Source organism: Streptomyces lateritius (assembly GCF_014649715.1).
In the GTDB taxonomy this organism is placed as follows: domain Bacteria; phylum Actinomycetota; class Actinomycetes; order Streptomycetales; family Streptomycetaceae; genus Streptomyces; species Streptomyces lateritius.
The window spans coordinates 140478-157795 of sequence record NZ_BMTO01000012.1 but is presented as its reverse complement, the minus strand read 5'-3'; the positions used below and the strand labels follow the sequence as shown (position 1 = coordinate 157795).

The 17318-nt window shown below is 72.7% G+C and carries 11 protein-coding genes; 4 read left to right on the top strand and 7 right to left on the bottom strand.

Translation table 11 applies throughout. The features are described from left to right. Positions 1-32: 32 nt before the first annotated feature. Positions 33-2153 (top strand): glycogen debranching protein GlgX, encoded by a 2121-nt coding sequence (gene glgX / locus IE136_RS24275; protein ID WP_158991649.1) that lies wholly within the window; start codon positions 33-35, stop codon positions 2151-2153. An 828-nt stretch (positions 2154-2981) separates the two neighbouring features. Here glgX and IE136_RS24270 read toward each other — a convergent pair. Next, positions 2982-3368 (bottom strand): hypothetical protein, encoded by a 387-nt coding sequence (locus tag IE136_RS24270; RefSeq protein ID WP_189601401.1) that lies wholly within the window; start codon positions 3366-3368, stop codon positions 2982-2984. An 81-nt stretch (positions 3369-3449) separates the two neighbouring features. Between IE136_RS24270 and treY the strand changes: the two genes are divergently transcribed. After that, positions 3450-5819, top strand: coding sequence for a malto-oligosyltrehalose synthase (gene treY, locus IE136_RS24265; RefSeq protein ID WP_189601400.1), 2370 nt, complete (start codon positions 3450-3452; stop codon positions 5817-5819). Here treY and IE136_RS24260 read toward each other — a convergent pair. Further along, positions 5776-6843 (bottom strand): cytochrome P450, encoded by a 1068-nt coding sequence (locus IE136_RS24260; RefSeq protein ID WP_189601399.1) that lies wholly within the window; start codon positions 6841-6843, stop codon positions 5776-5778. The genes treY and IE136_RS24260 overlap by 44 nt on opposite strands. A 303-nt stretch (positions 6844-7146) precedes the next feature. Here IE136_RS24260 and IE136_RS24255 point away from each other — a divergent pair, with 303 nt between their 5' ends. Beyond that, positions 7147-9177: an FG-GAP repeat domain-containing protein gene (locus tag IE136_RS24255; RefSeq protein ID WP_189601398.1), complete on the top strand. Its 2031-nt coding sequence runs from the start codon at positions 7147-7149 to the stop codon at positions 9175-9177. Between the two features lie 56 nt (positions 9178-9233). Here the strand turns inward: IE136_RS24255 and IE136_RS24250 are convergent, their stop codons facing one another. Further along, a complete protein-coding gene (locus tag IE136_RS24250; protein WP_189601397.1) occupies positions 9234-11504 on the bottom strand; it encodes an MMPL family transporter in 2271 nt (756 codons plus the stop codon). 108 nt (positions 11505-11612) lie between these two features. Beyond that, positions 11613-12161: an FHA domain-containing protein gene (locus IE136_RS24245; protein ID WP_158991639.1), complete on the bottom strand. Its 549-nt coding sequence runs from the start codon at positions 12159-12161 to the stop codon at positions 11613-11615. 138 nt (positions 12162-12299) lie between these two features. Here IE136_RS24245 and treZ point away from each other — a divergent pair, with 138 nt between their 5' ends. Next, the gene (gene treZ / locus IE136_RS24240) at positions 12300-14051 is read left to right on the top strand and encodes a malto-oligosyltrehalose trehalohydrolase (protein WP_189601396.1); all 1752 of its coding nucleotides are present in this window, start codon (positions 12300-12302) and stop codon (positions 14049-14051) included. Positions 14052-14094: 43 nt separating this feature from the next. Here treZ and IE136_RS24235 read toward each other — a convergent pair whose 3' ends face one another. The 3 genes from IE136_RS24235 to IE136_RS24225 form a co-directional block, all read right to left on the bottom strand. Then, a complete protein-coding gene (locus IE136_RS24235) occupies positions 14095-15237 on the bottom strand; it encodes an aminopeptidase P family protein (RefSeq protein ID WP_189601395.1) in 1143 nt (380 codons plus the stop codon). A 56-nt stretch (positions 15238-15293) separates the two neighbouring features. Beyond that, positions 15294-16259: a DUF1444 domain-containing protein gene (locus IE136_RS24230; RefSeq protein WP_158991633.1), complete on the bottom strand. Its 966-nt coding sequence runs from the start codon at positions 16257-16259 to the stop codon at positions 15294-15296. A gap of 120 nt (positions 16260-16379) precedes the next feature. Then, positions 16380-17285 carry a poly-gamma-glutamate hydrolase family protein gene (locus IE136_RS24225; protein WP_189601394.1) on the bottom strand — a complete coding sequence of 302 codons (906 nt, stop codon included), beginning with the start codon at positions 17283-17285 and terminating at the stop codon, positions 16380-16382. Between the last annotated feature and the right edge of the window lie 33 nt (positions 17286-17318).

Sequence of the window (17318 nt, the reverse complement as noted above, 5' to 3'; positions counted from 1 at the left end):
CACACCCGGATCAGAATGGAAGAGTCTTATCTATGCAGGTCTGGCCGGGACAGGCGTATCCCCTGGGCGCCACCTACGACGGCGCCGGAACCAATTTCGCGGTCTTCTCGGAGGCCGCCCACAGAGTCGAGCTGTGTCTGCTCCATGACGACGGCTCGGAGACGGCGGTGGAGCTGCGCGAGACGGACGCCTTCGTCCGGCACGCCTATCTGCCGGGAGTGATGCCGGGTCAGCGGTACGGATTCCGGGTCCACGGGCCGTACGCGCCGGAGCGCGGGCAGCGCTGCAACTCGGCGAAGCTGCTGCTCGACCCCTATGCCCGCGCGGTGTCGGGTTCGATCGACTGGAGCGAGGCGGTGTACGGCTACCACTTCGGGCGGCCGGACTCGCGCAACGACCTCGACTCGGCGCCGCACACGATGTCCTCGGTCGTGGTCAATCCCTACTTCGACTGGGGCGACGACCGTCGGCCGCGCACCGACTACCACCGGACGGTGATCTACGAAGCGCATGTGAAGGGCCTCACGATGCTCCACCCGGAGCTGCCCGAGGAACTGCGCGGGACGTACGCGGGGCTCGCGCACCCCTCGGTGATCGGCCATCTGAAGGAACTGGGTGTCACGGCTCTGGAGTTGATGCCGGTCCACCAGTTCGTCAACGACCACCGGCTGGTGGACGCGGGCCTGGCGAACTACTGGGGCTACAACACCATCGGCTTCTTCGCGCCGCACAACGCGTACGCCTCCTGGGGCGACCGGGGTCAGCAGGTCCTGGAGTTCAAGTCGGCGGTGCGGGCACTGCACCAGGCGGGGATCGAGGTCATCCTCGACGTCGTCTACAACCACACGGCCGAGGGCAATCACCTGGGCCCGACGCTCTCCTTCCGCGGGCTCGACAACCCCTCGTACTACCGGCTGTCGAACGACCGCCGGTACTACACCGACACCACGGGCACCGGTAACTCGCTGCTCATGCGGTCGCCGCACGTGCTGCAGCTGATCATGGACAGCCTGCGGTACTGGGTGACGGAGATGCATGTCGACGGCTTCCGCTTCGACCTGGCGGCGACGCTGGCGAGGCAGTTCCACGAGGTGGACCGGCTGTCGTCCTTCTTCGACCTGGTGCAGCAGGATCCGGTGGTCAGCCAGGTGAAGCTGATCGCCGAGCCCTGGGACGTCGGTGAGGGCGGCTACCAGGTGGGGAACTTCCCGCCGCTGTGGACCGAGTGGAACGGCAAGTACCGCGACTGCGTGCGCGACCTCTGGCGCGGCGAGCCACGGACGCTGGCGGAGTTCGCGTCCCGCCTGACCGGCTCCTCCGACCTCTACCAGGACGACGGCCGGCGCCCGCTGGCCTCGGTCAACTTCGTGACCTGTCACGACGGCTTCACGCTGCGCGACCTCGTCTCGTACGACAACAAGCACAACGAGGCGAACGGCGAGGGCAACCGGGACGGCGAGAGCCACAACCGGTCCTGGAACTGCGGCGCCGAGGGCGACACGGACGACATCGGCATCCGGGAGCTGCGGGCCCGCCAGATGCGGAACTTCCTGGCGACGCTGATGCTGTCGCAGGGCGTGCCGATGTTGAGCCACGGCGACGAGTTCGGGCGGACGCAGGGCGGCAACAACAACGCGTACTGCCAGGACAACGAGGTCGCGTGGGTGAGGTGGCCGGAGCCGGGTGCCGAGGAGGAGGGGACGCTGCTCGAGTTCACCCGGGCGATGGTGCGGCTGCGCCGCGACCACCCGGTCTTCAGGCGCCGCCGCTTCTTCCACGGGCGTCCCGTGGAGGGCACCCACGACGAACTGACGGACATCGCCTGGTTCACGCCGGAGGGCGAGGAGATGACGTCGCGGGACTGGCAGGCGGCGCACGCGCAGGCGCTGACGGTCTTCCTGAACGGGAACGCGATCTCGGAGCCGGGGCCGCAGGGGGAACGGATCGCGGACGACTCGTTCCTGCTGATGTTCAACGCGTCGTCGCAGGAGCTGGAGTTCGAGGTGCCGGTCAACCACGGCCAGACCTGGTGCGTGGTCGTCGACACGTCCCACCCGGAGGGCATCCCGCCCCAGGAGGGCCCCAAGGTGGCGGCCGGCGAACGGGTGACCCTGGCCCCCCTGAGCCTGACGGTCCTCCGCCGTCCGGCCTAAGCCGTGTCCGTGAAGTTCCGCCTGGCCCGCGGGCAGACGGCGCTACATTCCGGACACGACCCAGGGGATGTCTGGTGGATCAAGCCGCCCGGCAAGATCCACCGGACACCCCGTAGGGACCGGCGCGCCCGGGAGCCGGCGGTCAGGAGGCCGCCGCCGGCTCTTGGTGGGTCGGCTGGGGCTCGGGGGGCGGGCCGTCCAGGAGAGGGGGTGCAGAGGAGTGCCGCGGTCACTGTCACTGTCACCGCGAACGCCGCCACCGGCCCGTAGGTCTCCGCCGGGCGACCCGAAAGCGCGAGCGCCTGCCCGCCGGCGATCCCTCTGGTCAGAAATGCCATCGCGTCAAGGCGAGCCGGGGCGCCGGCACGGCCCGCTCCGTCAGGCCGAAGACCGTGATCAGGTGCGGCGCGTACGCCGCACCGAGGACGAGCACGACCCGTACAGCCCCATGAGGGAGTCGACGGACAGAAGCGGAACCGAAAGCACCACGAGCGCCGCCGTCGCCGGCCGCCACCGCGTCGCCAGTCCGATCCGCGCCGGCCCCGCCGCATCGAGGGCCCGACGGCCACGCTCATCACCCCCTCGCGGCGTAGACGAGCCCCGCCTGGGCCGGAGCGCCGTGCTTCTCCGTGAGCGCGGTGACCCCCGCCCGCGAGGCGCCGAACACGGCTCCCTGAAGCACCATCGTGACCCGAAGGGCGTACGCGGACCGGGGCAGCCGCCCCCGTTGGGCGGCGCCCGTCCGAGTGGTGCGCGCCTCCCTCCGTGCCCTCCCCCGCGCCTCCGCCACCCCGGCCGACGAGTGCAGGGCGAACGCCGTGCCGCACGTCACCGGCAGAACCGCGGCCACGACCAGCGCCGCGGCGGCCGGATGAGTGAGCGCCGCGGCGAGCCCACGAGCGCCGGACCGAGGACGAGCGAGACCTCGTCCAGCGTTTCTTCGCACGACAGCAGCGTCCCCACCCGGCGGTCGTCCGCTCCGGAGCGCCGGGCCGGCGGGACCGAGCGGGTCCGGGCGAGCGGCCCGACCTGTGGGACGGTCGCCCCGGCGAGTGCCCCTCCCGCTAGCCCCGTCGTGGTGAGGGACCCACTCGTCCCGGCGGTCAGGAGCAGGGTGGCGAGCCGGCACAGGACGGTGGGCAGCCGCCCCGGGAACGCGACGACCGGAAGCACCGGTCCGAGCGGGGAGAGGGTGTCGCGATGCATCCGGAGCATCGGCCGGACGTAACGCGATGCACCCGAACGGACGCATGAGGCGATGAAACAGAAGCCTCCCAGGCGGGTACGTACGTTCGCATGACGCCCTCGCCCACCGCCTCGACGGTTCCCACCGCCACCTACCGGCTCCAGATCCAGCCGGAGTTCCCGTTCTCGGCCGCCGAGCGGGCCGTCCCTCACCTCGCCGGCCTCGGGGTGTCCCACCTGCACCTCTCGCCGGTCCTGGAGGCCGTGCCCGGCTCGACGCACGGCTACGACGTCACCGACCACCGCACGGTCAGGGCCGAGCTGGGCGGCGAGGAGGGCCTGCGGGCGCTCGCCGCGACCGCCCGGACGCACGGCCTGGGTCTGGTCGTGGATCTGGTGCCCAATCACATGGCCGCCGTGCCCCGGCACAACCACGCGCTGCGCGCAGTGCTCCGCGACGGCCCGGACTCCCCCTACGCCCGCTGGTTCGACATCGACTGGGCGGCGGGAGACGGCCGGATGCTGCTGCCCGTCCTGCCGGGCCGGCTCCCGGAGGTACGGGAGCGGATGCGGGTCGCCGACGGCATGCTGCACCTCGACGGGCAGGAGTTCCCCCTTCGCGCCGGTACCGAGGAGCTGCCCCTGGCCGAGCTGCTCGACGCCCAGTGGTACCGCCTCGCCTGGTGGCGCCTGGCCCGGACGGAGCTCAACTACCGTCGCTTCTTCACCATCTCGGACCTGATCGGGGTACGGGTGGAGGACCCCGAGGTCTTCGCGGCGACCCACGGGAAGATCGTCGAGCTGGTGCGGGACGGGGTGATCGAGGGCCTGCGGATCGACCACCCGGACGGGCTCACCGACCCCGAGGGCTATCTGGAGCGGCTGCGCGAGGCGACGGACGGCCGGTGCTGGACGGTGGTGGAGAAGATCCTCACAGGTACGGAACCGCTTCCGCCGTCCTGGCCCGTCGCGGGGACCACCGGCTACGACGCCCTGCGGTACGTGGACGGGGTCTTCGTGGACCCGGCTGGCGCAGACGAACTGCTCGATCTCTACCGGGAGTTCGTCGGACGCGCCGGGGACAGGGGCGGCTACTGGGAGGCGACCGCCCGGCGCGCCGCGTACAAGGTCGTGACGCACGAACTGGCGGCGGAGACGGCCGCACTGACCCGGATCGCCGGGCGGATCTGCGCCGCGGACCCGGATCTGCGCGACCACGCGCCCTGGGCGCTGCTGACGGCGATCCGCGAACTCCTCGTCCGGGTGCCGGTCTACCGCACCTACCGGACGGGCGGCGAGAACGTCCTCACCCCGGACGCGGCCCGCGGCGCGAAGGCGGCCTTCGCCGTGCCGGAGGAGGCGTCGGCGGTCGACACCGTACGGGATCTGGCGCTCGGCCGGCTCGGCGAAGGGCCCGAACACCAGGCGTTCCAGGCGCGCTTCGCGCAGACTTCCTCGGCGCTGCGCGCCAAGTCCGTGGAGGACACGGCCTTCTACCGCTACACCCCGCTCCTGTCGGCCAATGAGGTGGGCGGTGATCCCGGCTGTCCCGCCGTCACTCCGGAGGAGTTCCACGCCTACTGCCTGCGGCTCGCCCGGGACTGGCCGGCCACCGGGACCGTCCTGACCACGCACGACACCAAGCGCAGCGCCGACGTCCGGGCCGGAATCTCCGTGCTGTCCCAATGCCCCCGGGTGTGGGCCGGCCTGCTGGAGGAGGCGGCCGGGGTGCCCGCGCCCGACCCGCATCTGGCGTGGACGGCGTGGCAGACCGCGTTCGGCTTCGGCACGCCGGACGCCGCCCGGCTGGGGCCCGCGGTGCTGAAGTCCGTACGGGAGGCGGGGCTGCACACCAGCTGGACCGAGCCCGATCCGGGGTACGAACGGGCCGTGCAGGAGTTCGTGGCGGCCGGTCCCGGCCGGATTCCGCTGCGGACCGCGTCCGAGGCGGCCTTCGCCCTGGAGCCGCACATCCGGACGCACGTCCTCGGCGCGGCCCTGGTGCAGCTGACGATGCCGGGGGTACCGGAGCTGTACCAGGGGACGGAGCGGGAGTACCGCGCGCTCGTCGACCCCGACAACCGGCGGCCGTTCGCGGTCGGTCCCGACGACGAGAAGACGGCGGTGGTCCGGGCGGCGCTGGCCCTGCGGCGCCGGCACCCGGATCTCTTCGGCGAGGCGGGAGGCTACGCCCCGCTGACGGCGGCCGGGCCCGCGGCCGGCCACTGCCTGGCCTTCGCCCGCTCCGACGAGGTGGTCACGGCGGTCACCCGGCTGCCGCTGCGGCTCGCGGAGGCGGGGGGCTGGCAGGACACGGAGCTGGTGCTGCCGGCCGGCCGCTGGTTCGATCTCCTCGACGGAGTGCGGGAGTTCACGGGCGGCCCGGACTCGGAGGTGAAGCTGGCCGAGTTGTTCGCCGAGCGGCCGGTGGCGCTGCTCAGCCGCCGGGCCGTACGAGAAGGGTCCGGGGGGCTCGGGTGATGAGCCCGGTCCGCTCGGGCACGAAGCCGTCGGGGAGGCGCAGCTTCGGCATGACGTCGAGCAGCGCGCGCACGGCGTACTCCGCCTCCAGTCCGGCGAGGAGGACGGCGGGGCAGGTGCCGCTGCCGTAGGTGAGCTGGCCGGGGTCGTCGCGCTGCGGGTCGTAGCGATCGGGGTCGCGGAATCTTTCGGGGTCCCGGCCGGCCGCTCCGATCAGCAGGGCGACGGACTCCCCGGCGGGGATGGTGCCGCCGCTGACCCGGACCTCGGCGCCGGTGCGGCGTACGGCGATCTGGACGGGCGGGTCCCGGCGGAGCGACTCGGTCCAGGCGCGGGCGATCTGCCCGGCCGGGGCGCCCTGGAGCGCCGCGGCCCGCTCGCGGTCGGCGAGGACGTTGGCGAGGAAGGAGGCCAGGGCCTTCTCCCGTACCGAGATCTGCCCGGTGCACTGGCCGGCGAGCGCGGAGGCGGCCCGGCCGCGCACGAGGCGCATCATGTCGCGGTAGGGCACGCCGATCGCGGCGGCGACGGCCCCGGCGGGCAGCCAGCGGCAGAAGTCGGCGACCAGGTCGGCCTGCGGCCGGTCGGCGATCCGCCGGGCGAGGACGTACGCCGTGCGCGCCGTGACACGCCGGAGTTCGCCCTCGTCGACCTCCACGTGGGTCTGCGCGCAGGGCGGGTCGCCGGGCCGGTGGCCGTGGGTGAAGCGGGCGTCGGTGAGGGCGGCGGCGACGTCGGCGTACCGACTGAGCACCCAGGCCCGCAGCAGCGGGTCGTAGGTCAGCGGGAACTCCTCACGGAGCACGCGGTGGAGCGGGTGCGGATTGCGGGTCGCCCCGGGGTCGAGCGGACTGGGCGCGACGGTCCGCGCGGCGGACGCCTCGCCCGCCGCGGGCCGGACGGCCCTGACCCGTGCGGCGGCGGGGGGCAGGATCGCGCTGCTCGCCGGAGTCCCGGCCGGCGCCATGGGCGGGAGTTCCGCCCAGCCGTCCCGCCGTATACCCGGGTTCGACTCGTCGCTCATCGCGCCCCCTGTCGGTCGCTTGCGTTCCGCGGCCCGAGGTCTTGGCGCGCGTCCCCCCACCCCACCATCGGTTGAGGGGCATCGCACCTCGTAAACCGCTGAATGGGTGAAATAGCGGTGCTGTCACTCTCTGCCGCTAGAGTCATCCGCGCTTTGTTCGAACGCCCGGAGGAGAATGCAGGCGATGGAATGTTGAAACGAGGGCGCGGCACACGGTTCGCCGTCGCGTTGATCTCTGCGGTACTGGCCGTCGGCGTACTGCCGCAGTCGGCTTCCGCGGCCACGGTACCGAACGGGGAGGTCGTGCCCGCCACGATCACGCCGATCGCGCCGGGCAAGTCCTGGGTGCTGACGTCGACCGAGTCGGGAGTCGTCCCTCAGGCCCACCGGACCGCGTTCACGCAGAACATCGCCGCGGCCGAGGCCCGTGGGGTCCAACGTGTGGGAATCGCTGAGGTCCTGGGAGATCTGAACGTCGCCGCGCGGCCCCTGTGCCATGCGACGAACGCCGCCGGCGCCGAGGGGTTCTGCTGGAACGACGCCTGGGGCGACGACAGCAAGATGGAGTTCGTCCCGCAGGGCCTGACCGGATCGGGTGAGTCCCGGCACAACCAGCAGCTCGTGGGTGATCGGCGGATCGTCGTCAGCAGTTGGTACAGCGGCGACCCGCATCCGACGTACGACAAGGAAGACCTCATGCGGGTCACCTTCGCGGACGTGACCGATCCCGCGAATGTGCGCTACCGACACGCCCTCCTGGTGACGCCCACCGCATCGGGATTCACCAATCTGCGCGGCCACGCCAATTCGGTGACGTGGTACCGGAATCATCTGTACGTCTCCACCGCCGCCGGTCTGGCGGTATTCGACCTGACCAGGATCTGGCGCACGGACGCAAGCGCAGGTGGCGTCGGAAGCTCGGGTGGTACGCATGCGGCCGCCTGGCACGCGTACGCCCTTCCTCAGGTCGACCGCTACCAGCATCTCCTCGAAGCACCGAACGATCCGGGGTGGGACCCGGACAACCCCCGGTACAAGCCGGAGAACAGCCCGACGTACTCCCCGACGAACTGCGGGTCCCAGTTCGGCGACCCTCCGTGCTTCGCCGGAGTCTCCCTGGACGACAGTGGCGCCGAACCGGCTCTCGTCACCACGGAGGTCGGCGAGATCCCCGATCACGAGCCTCAGACGTTCGGCACCAAGAGGTCCATCGTGCGATGGCCGCTGGACAGGACCACCGGCCTGCCGGCCGCGAAGGCCGATCACATCGTCCGCCCGGCGGGTGCCTACCAATCGACCGTCAGCGGCGCACAGGGCGTCGCCATGCACCGGGGTCGCGTCGTCGTGTCGGCGGCTTGCCCCGAGTTCGTCGCTCTGGAGACCCGGATCGCCAGCTGTCTCTACCACGCCTGGCCCGGAGAGCCGGTACGCCTGTGGACCCGTACGGGCATCTACGCGCAGAACGTCTCCTACTGGCCCGCCACCGACGAGTTGTGGACGATCAACGAAGCCCCGGGCGACCGGACGGTGTTCCACACCGGCTGGCCCAAGCCCGAGATACCGCTGCGCTCCCTCACCGGCACCTGGGGCGATCTGACGGGTGACACCGTGCCCGACCTGCTCGCCGTCCGACCCGACGCCTCCCCGTCGGCCCTGGCCGGGAACGGGAACCTCACCCTGTACCCGGGAGCCGTGAACGGTGCGGGCGCCCGCACCTCCATCGGGACGAACTGGAACTCCATGCGTCTGGTGTCCGGGATCGGACGCCTCGACTCCGACACATGGCCTGACGTCCTCGCCGTGGACGACACCGGGGTGCTGTGGCTGTATCCCGGCGCCAAGGGCGGGCTCGGTGCCCGGACCCAGATCTCCACCGGCTGGGGCTCCGTCCGGGCCATGACCGGAGCCGGCGATCTCACCGGCGACGGACAGCCCGACCTCATGGCCGTCTGGAACGACGGCACCGCCCACCTCTACCCCGGCAAGCCCGGCGGCCTGGGCACACGCACCCAGATCGGTACGAACTGGAACACCATGCGGCTCTTCTCCGGGGTCGGCGATCTCACCGCCGACGGCCGTCCGGACGTCCTCGCCGTGGACGGGGCCGGTGCGTTGTGGCTGTACCCGGGCACGCAGGCCACGCTCGGTGTCCGGACGCAGATCTCCACCGGCTGGGGCCCCGTCCGGGCCATGACCGGAGCCGGCGATCTCACCGGCGACGGACAGCCCGACCTCATGGCCGTCTGGAACGACGGCAGCGGCCACCTCTACCCCGGCAAGCCCGGTGGTCTCGGCACCCACAGCGCCGTCGACCTGGGCTGGGGAACGCCGTAGGTCTGAACCAGGAGCCGGGGGCGGCGCGGAAGCACCGCCCCCGGCCCCGTCGCCTCTCACCTCTCAGAGGCCTCAGAGCCTCGGACTCGGGCCACGTCACCGGTCACGGTTCCCGGCTGGTCCGGCGAGGCCGCGCCCGCTCGCGCACGGGGCGGGCGCGCCGGCCACCAGGCGCGGGCGCCCAGGAGGGACATCGCCGAGGGGAGGATCACCGCGCGGAGGACGATCGCGTCGAAGAGGACGGCGACCGTCAGGCCCACCGCGATCTGCTTCATCTCGATGCGGTCGATGAAGAGGAAACTGACGAAGACCGACACCATGATCACCGCCGCGCTCGTCACCACACTCGCCGAGCCGGCGATCCCGTCGACCACCGCCTCCCGCGTCGGCACCCCGCGCCGCACCGCCTCCCGGATCCGGCTGACCACGAAGATCTGGTAGTCGGTGGAGAGCCCGACCAGGATCGCGAAGACCATCAGCGGCGTGCGGGAGCCGACGAAGCCCAGGGACTCGAAGCCGAGCAGCCCCTCCGCCCAGGTTCCCCGGAAGACGAGGGTGAGCACGCCCCAGGACACCAGCACCGCGGCCAGGTTGAGCAGCATGCCGAGCGCCGCCGCCACAAGCGAGCGGAACGCCGCGTACATGACCGCCAGCGTGGCGAGCGAGACGAAGAGGACCACCCAGGGCAGGCGCCGTTCCTGATGGGCCGCGTAGTCCGCGCCGGCCGCGATCTCGCCGGACACCGCCCACTGCGCCCCGGACACCCCGGACATCCCCGCGACGGCGGCGGGCAGCAGCCGCTCCCGTACCCGCTCCAGGGAGCGGCTCGCCTCCGCCGAGTTCGCCGCGTACGGAACGGGCAGTGCCAGCAGTGCCGTGCGCCCGTCCTGCGCGATGCGCGCCACCGGCGCCCGGTCCTGGGCGAAGAGGGCGTCCCCGCGCGTGGCCTCGGCCAGCCTCCGCAGCGGCACGGCCGGGTCCTCTCCTCGTACGAGAACGAGATGCGCGGGCCCCTCCGAGGGGAAGGCGGCGACGAGCCGGTCGTACGCGGCGACGGACGGAAGGCTGTCCGGAAAGGTCTCCTTGCCCTCCGTACCGAGCCTCATGGAGAACGTGGGTGCGGCGAGCGCGACCGTCACGACCAGTCCGGCGACCAGGGCGAGAAGCGGTCGGCGCACGACGGGCCGCAGGACCGCCGCCCACATCCACCCCTCGGCGCGCCGCCCCCTGCGACGGGCGAACCGGCCCCCGTCCGTCCGGTGCCCGAGAAGGGCGAGCAGGGCGGGCAGGACGGTCAGCGACCCGCCCACGGCGACCAGCGTGACCAGGATCGCCCCGGTGGCGATGGAGGAGAAGACGACGTCCCCGACGAGGTACAGGCCGGCGAGCGCGAGGGCGACGGCGAGGCCGGAGTCGACGACGGCCCGTCCCGAGGTGGCGGCGGCCAGCTCGACGGCCCGGACGTGGGAGATCGTGGAGCCGGAGCGCTCGCGCTCCTCACGGGCCCGCTTGAGGTAGAAGAGCGAGTAGTCGACGCCGACGGCCATGCCCATCATGAAGATGACGCTCAGGGCCGCGCCTCCCGCGTCCGGGAAGACCCAGGACGCCAGCCCGTACAGGCCCACCGCGCCGGCGAAGGCGAAGAGGGCGAGCAGGACCGGGATGCCGGCGGCGAGGACGGCGCCGAAGACGGCGAGGAGGATCAGGAAGGTGACCGGGAGACTGATCATCTCCGTCCGCCCCAGCTCCTCGCCCTGCTTGTCGTTGACGGCCACGGAGATCGACGCGCTGCCGGTCTGCTCGATCAGCAGAGCCGGGTGGGCCTTCTGGACGGCGGCGGTCTGCGCGAGCAGCGCGTCGACGTCCTGCTTCGCGGTCTCCTTGTCACCGCGCAGGGTGACCGCGACCCGTACGGCACCGCCGTCCCGGGCGACGACCGGCTCCGCGACCGACTCGACGGCGGGCAGCGCCGCCATCCGCCTGCGGATCTCGGTCGCGGCGGCCCCGGGTTCCCCCGGTCCGGCCGCCCCCGCCGCCGGACCCCCGGCCCGGCGCTCGATCAGCACCTGCTCGACCGGCGGCGGAGTGAGCCCGCTGCCCGAGGCCATGGCCTCGGCACGCCCCGCCTCACCGACCCAGAAGTCCGCGGAGGAGCCCTTGTTCGTCCCCGCCGCCGCCCCCGCACCGACGCACAGCGCGAGCAGGAGCACCCATCCGGCGATCGCCTTCCGAGGGTGGGTGGCGCACCACCGCGCCGTGCGGACCGTGACCGGCACTCGGCCGACCGGCACTCGGCCGACGTGGGACTGCTGACCTGGGCTTCTCATGCCGATCAGCCTCCCGTCGGAGGCGCCGCGCGTCACTGGTGGACTCCGGTGCAAGGCAAGGGGGGTTACCCCCACCCGTAAGGGAAAGCCCGGCCGGACGAGAGGACTTCAGCGCAGCGAGAGCCGGAAGGACATCTGGCCGAACCCGACCATGTCGCCCTCCCGGACCGCCACCGCGCCCGTGACCCGGCGTCCGTTGACGGTCGTGCCGTTGGTCGAGCCGAGGTCCCGCAGGACCCACAGGCCACCCTGGAGGGAGAGTTCGGCGTGCAGCCGGGAGACGGTCTCGTGGCTGAGCCGCAGTCCGTTCACCGGATCGCGGCCGATCCGCAGCGGGTACGGGCCCGGTTCGGGCAGGAGCAGCTTCGGCAGCCGCTCGGCCTGCCAGGCGCGTCCGACCTTGGCCGTGAACGCCGACATCTTCTCGACCGCGCCGACGACCCGCCGGGTCCACGTGGACTCGGTCCGCAGGTCGGCGGTGAGGAGGGCGAGTTCGTCCGGGCGGCGCGCGGTGAGCGCCCGCTCCATCCGGAACAGGAAGGTGTCGTGCGAGAGCCGGCCCTGCGCGGCACCCTCACGGAGCAGCACCAGCGCACGGTCCCGCTCGGCGTCGGTGAGCCGAGCGGGGTGCGTGGAGAACTCGAAAGGCGTCGTCACATCCGTGATTGTCGGGCCGAGGGGCGGGAAGTGTCCAGAACGGGCCTGTACCAGCTCCGTGACGCGCCGGGCGGCGACGGCTCCCGGCTGCCAGGATGGACGCCGTAGTCGTTGGCCCATCGACGAGGGGATCGGCCGGTGCTGTTCGAGGTGTGGGCTCCGCAGGCCCGTGACCGGGTGTCGCTGGAACTGAACGGTGCCGGGCACCCGCTGGAGCGGGACGCCGAGCGCGCCGGCTGGTGGACCGGGGTGGCGGCGGCCCGGGACGGCGATCGCTACGGCTTCTCCCTGGACGGCGGGCCCGTGCTGCCCGACCCCCGCTCCCGGCGCCAGCCCGACGGTCCGGACGGTCTGAGCGCGGTCGTCGACCACGACGCGTTCGTCTGGTTCAACGAACCCCCGCGGCTGCGGCTGCGCGCCGCGGTCCTGTACGAGCTGCACGTGGGCACCTTCACCCCCGACGGAACCCTGGACGCGGCGGCGGAGCGGCTCGGGGAGCTGGCGGGGCTCGGTATCACCCATGTGGAGCTGATGCCGCTCTGTCCTTTCCCGGGAACGTGGGGCTGGGGATACGACGGCGTCGCGCCCTGGGCGGTCCACGAGCCGTACGGCGGCCCCACGGCGCTCAAGCGTTTCGTCGACACGGCGCACGGGCTCGGGATGGGCGTGGTCCTGGACGTCGTCCACAACCACCTCGGGCCGTCCGGGAACCACCTGCCGGCCTTCGGCCCGTACTTCACCGACACCCACCACACGCCGTGGGGCGCGGCGGTGAACCTGGACGCGCCGGGCTCGGACGAGGTCCGCGCCTATCTGCTGGGCAGCGCCCTCGCCTGGCTGCGGGACTACCGGATCGACGGACTCCGCCTCGACGCGGTGCACGCCCTGGCCGACACCCGGGCGCTGACGTTCCTGGAGGAGCTGTCGGAGGCCGTCGACGAGCTGGCCGGCGAGCAGGGCCGGCAGCACTTCCTGATCGCCGAGTCGGATCTCGCCGATCCCCGGACGACCAAGCCGCGCACGGCGGGCGGTCTGGGCCTGCACGCCCAGTGGAACGACGACTTCCACCACGCCCTGCACACGGCGCTCACCGGGGAGTCCCAGGGCTACTACGCCGATTTCGCCCGGGCCCCGCTGGCCGCGCTCGCCAAGACGCTGACCCGGGTCTTCTTCCACGACGGTACGTTCTCGAGCTTCCGGGGCCGTTCCCACGGCCGCCCGGTGGACCGGACACGTACCCCCGCGCACCGGTTCCTGGGCTACGCCCAGACGCACGACCAGATCGGCAACCGGGCGCTCGGCGACCGGCTGTCCGCGACGCTCTCCCCCGGGCTGCTCGCCTGCGCGGCGACGCTGGTCCTGACCGCCCCCTCGGTTCCGATGCTCTTCATGGGCGAGGAGTGGGGGGCGACCACGCCCTGGCAGTACTTCACCGACCACACGGACCCCGAGCTGGCGGAGGCGGTACGGCGGGGCAGGCGGCGGGAGTTCGCGGAGCACGGCTGGGCGGAGGGGGACATTCCGGACCCGCAGGACCCAGCCACCCGGAACCGCTCGGTCCTGGACCGCTCGGAGCGCGAACGCCCCCCGCACAACCGGCTCCTGGCCTGGCACCGGGAGCTGATCGCGCTGCGCCGGACGCTGCCCGACCTGACCGACCCGGACCTGGCGGCGGTCCGGGTCGCGTTCGACGAGGACGCCCGCTGGCTGGCCTTCCGCCGCGGTGTGGTCCGGGTCGCGGTCAACCTGGGGAAGGAGCCGACGGAGATCGCCCTCGGCACCAACGGCCGCGACCGGGTCCTCGCCTCCTGGGAGCCGGTCGAGGCCCCGGGCCGGGACGGCCTCCTGCGCCTGCCGGCGGAGTGCGCGGTGATCCTGACGGACGGGTGACAGCTGAGGCCGACGCCATGAGGCGTCGGCCACGGCGTGCGTCTCACTCGACGATCGCCATCTCGCGCGGGGTGTTGTTGAACCGCCGGCCCCCGCCGTCCTCCGTCGCCGTCACGATGTCCTCGATACGGACGCCGAAGCGGCCCGGCAGATACACGCCCGGTTCGACGGAGAAGCACATGCCGGGCACGATCGGCCGCTCCTCGCCCTCGACCATGTACGGAGGCTCGTGGGTGGTGACCCCGATGCCGTGGCCCGTGCGGTGGATGAAGTACGCGCCGTACCCGGCGTCCGTGATCACCTTGCGGGCGGCCCGGTCCACCTCCTGGCAGGCCACGCCCGGCCGGACCGCCTCGAAACCGGCCTGCTGCGCCTCGCGGACCAGGTCGTGGACGCGCCGCTCCTCGTCCGTGGGCTCGCCGACGTGGACGGTACGGGTGGTGTCGGAGCCGTAACCGTGCTTGAGCCCGCCGAAGTCGAGGACCACCATGTCCCCGCGCTCGATGACCCGCTCCCCCGCCTCGTGGTGCGGGTTGGCGCCGTTGGGCCCGGAGCCGACGACGGTGAAGTCGACCTGGGAGTGACCGAAGCGCATCAGCGCGGCGGCGAGGTCCGCCGCCACCTCCGTCTCCCTGCGGCCCTCGAAGCGGACGGTTAGGATCTCCCGGTACGCCTCGTCGGCGGCCGCCCCGGCGGCGGCGATCCGCTCCAGCTCCCGCGCGTCCTTGACGGCCCGGAGCATCGGCAGTGCCTCGGTCAGCGAGACGTACGACGTGGCCGGCAGCGCCTTCTGCAGGCCGAGCAGGTGCAGGGCCCAGGTGTTGTCGCTGACACCGAACCTGGCACCGGTGCCGCCGGCGCCGAGGAGCGGGGCGGTGACGGCGTACGGATCCTTGCCGTCGGTCCAGTCCCGCAGGGTGAACGCGGCGGCGCCCGGGGCCTGCTCGGCGTCCGGTGCCTCCAGCGTCGGGACGACGAGCACCGGTTCCCGGCCGGCGGCGAGGACGAGGACGGTGAGCCGCTCGGTGGTCGCGGTCGGCTGATAGCCGGTCAGGTGGACCAGGTCGGGGCCGGGGGCGACGAGAATGCCGGCGAGTCCGGCGTCGGCGGCCTCGGCGGCCGCGCGGTCCATCCTGGCCCGGTAGTCCTCGGCGGTGAAGGGGGCGGGTGGGGTGGTGACGGACATGGGTCTCCTCCTCGACGTACAGCATCCTGCCGGTGGCAGGGGCGGGCCGCGACCGCTCAGCGCCGGTCCGGTCCCGGACCCTGGGCGATGAGCCGTTCGAGCAGCTCCTGGAAGTCGTCGCCGACGACGATCCGCAGTTCCCCGCCGTCCTCGTCGCGCCGGCTGAGCTGGGTGAGCGTGCCGTCGCGCCACCAGAAGACGTACGGGCTGATGGCGCCCGGGGTGTCCTCGTAACCCGAGGCGGCGAACGAGGCCATCGCACCGAGCGCGGGAACGATCGTGGTGTCCCGGATCGGATGGAAGGCGAGCTGGTGGCGGAACGGCAGGGCGACCAGGGCCCCGTGCTCGCCGAGCGGCCGGCCCGTGACGCGCCGCACCACCGCGTCGAGGTCGAGGACGCGGCTCGCGGTGTAGAAGGAGTCACCGAGGATCACCTCGAAGCACATGCCGTCGGCGTCCCGCACCGTCTCGTGGCCCTCGACGGGCAGCCCGCGCAGGTTGTCCAGCGCCCGGTCGCGCAGCCGCTGGAGGTCGCCGAGCGGTTCCAGGGCCTCGTCGGTGAGCATCATGACGCTCTCCGGCAGGTCGAGGGCGAGGATCTCGTACAGTCCGGGCGCGACGGACCTGGCGTAGCCGAAGGTCCCGGGGTCGATGCCCTCGCCGCTGACCACCCGGGGGTAGAGCTGGGAGCGGATCTGCTCGGCCGGGAGCGTGTCGAGCGCGGAGGGGCCGTCCATGGTGCGCAGGACCAGGCCGACGTGGCGGCGGACGAGCTGGGGCCAGACGCGCGGTCCGCGCCGGTCGTTGTGGCAGACGGCGGCGAGGTTGCCGAGCCCGAACTGGCGGCCGGCGTCGTCGCGGACGAAGTCGGCGTAGACGGTGACCTCCAGGCCGAGTTCGGCGAACGACTCCCTGACGAGGCTGCGGAAGAGGGCCGCCTCGCGCTCGGAGAAGTAGGCGAACTCGGGGTCCCGGGAGACCTCGTCGCCGTCCCGCCTGGGTCCGCGCCGGAACAACCCCACGTGCGCCGCCTTCCGTCGCCGTTGCGTCGTCGTCCGGCCCAGCCTAGCGAGGGCCCGACGGCGTGCGGCAGGTCGGTCGGTGCGGCCCCGTCTCCAGCGAGTGCGTGCGGCCCGGGCTCCCTACAGCGAGTCGAGGCCGCGCTCGTGGCGGTCGACGGCCTCGCGTACGGCGCCGACGAACCCGTTCCAGAAGTGGGCCTGGTTCGCGGTTCCCACGCCGGCGGTCGTCCTGCGGGCGGAGGCGGTGCTGAAGTCACCGAACATGGCCCTGCGCAGTTCGGTGGAGATCTCCAGCTGGGCGCCCGCTCCGGTGCGGGTGCGGTTGACGATGTTCGCGGGGTCGTCGCCGTTCAGGGGGCTGTTGACTCCCGCGATGAGCACCGTCACGTCCAGCGCGCTGTTGCTGTTCCCCGTCTTCAGGCCGTGCGCGGCGAAGGCCGCCCCGAGGTTCCGCATCAGCCGCTGGTCCCGGCCGCCGATGAGTATCTGCTTGGCAGGGGTGCCCGCGTCGGGGGCGAAGCCGTGCAGGGAGACGGCGTACATGTTGTTGCCGCAGACGGCCAGGGCGGCGGGGTCGTCGCAGTGGGTGGAGGTGACGTGGAGCGAGCCGGAGGACGCGATCCCCTCGAACATCCAGTAGTCGCGCTGCGGCGCTCCGGTCTCCGCCACCGGGTCGGTGCCGGCCCCGACCCGGCTGTAGCCGGCGAGGGTGAGGCACAGCTCGCTGGTGCCCGCCTCGATGCCGCCGCCGTGCGGCGCGATGATCGCCGTGCTGCGGACGGGCTCGCTCGTGGCGCTGACGTTGTCGAAGAGGTCGGCCCGGGGGTGGGTGCGGAAGCGCCGCATCCAGTGGGTGCCTTCCTGGTACTCGGTGCTGCTGTACAGCGCCGAGTTGGAGGGGAAGGTGTCCGCGGTGGTGGCCGCGGCGGCGGTGGAGCCGTTCCCGGCGAGGTCGTTGAGCAGGGGCAGGGTGGCGGCAGCGGCGGCCACGGAGGTCAGCAGGGTGCGTCGGCTGGTGAGATTCATGCGCTGATCATCGCCGATGCCCCGCAGGCGGCT

What these genes read in the sequence shown, in the direction of transcription:
- IE136_RS24250 (WP_189601397.1), bottom strand. Translation starts at nt 11,504, where the DNA reads ATGAGAAGCCCAGGTCAGCAGTCCCACGTCGGCCGAGTGCCGGTCGGC.
- IE136_RS24225 (WP_189601394.1), bottom strand. Translation starts at nt 17,285, where the DNA reads ATGAATCTCACCAGCCGACGCACCCTGCTGACCTCCGTGGCCGCCGCT.
- treY (WP_189601400.1), top strand. Translation starts at nt 3,450, where the DNA reads ATGACGCCCTCGCCCACCGCCTCGACGGTTCCCACCGCCACCTACCGG.
- glgX (WP_158991649.1), top strand. Translation starts at nt 33, where the DNA reads ATGCAGGTCTGGCCGGGACAGGCGTATCCCCTGGGCGCCACCTACGAC.
- IE136_RS24270 (WP_189601401.1), bottom strand. Translation starts at nt 3,368, where the DNA reads ATGCTCCGGATGCATCGCGACACCCTCTCCCCGCTCGGACCGGTGCTT.
- IE136_RS24235 (WP_189601395.1), bottom strand. Translation starts at nt 15,237, where the DNA reads ATGTCCGTCACCACCCCACCCGCCCCCTTCACCGCCGAGGACTACCGG.
- IE136_RS24260 (WP_189601399.1), bottom strand. Translation starts at nt 6,843, where the DNA reads ATGAGCGACGAGTCGAACCCGGGTATACGGCGGGACGGCTGGGCGGAA.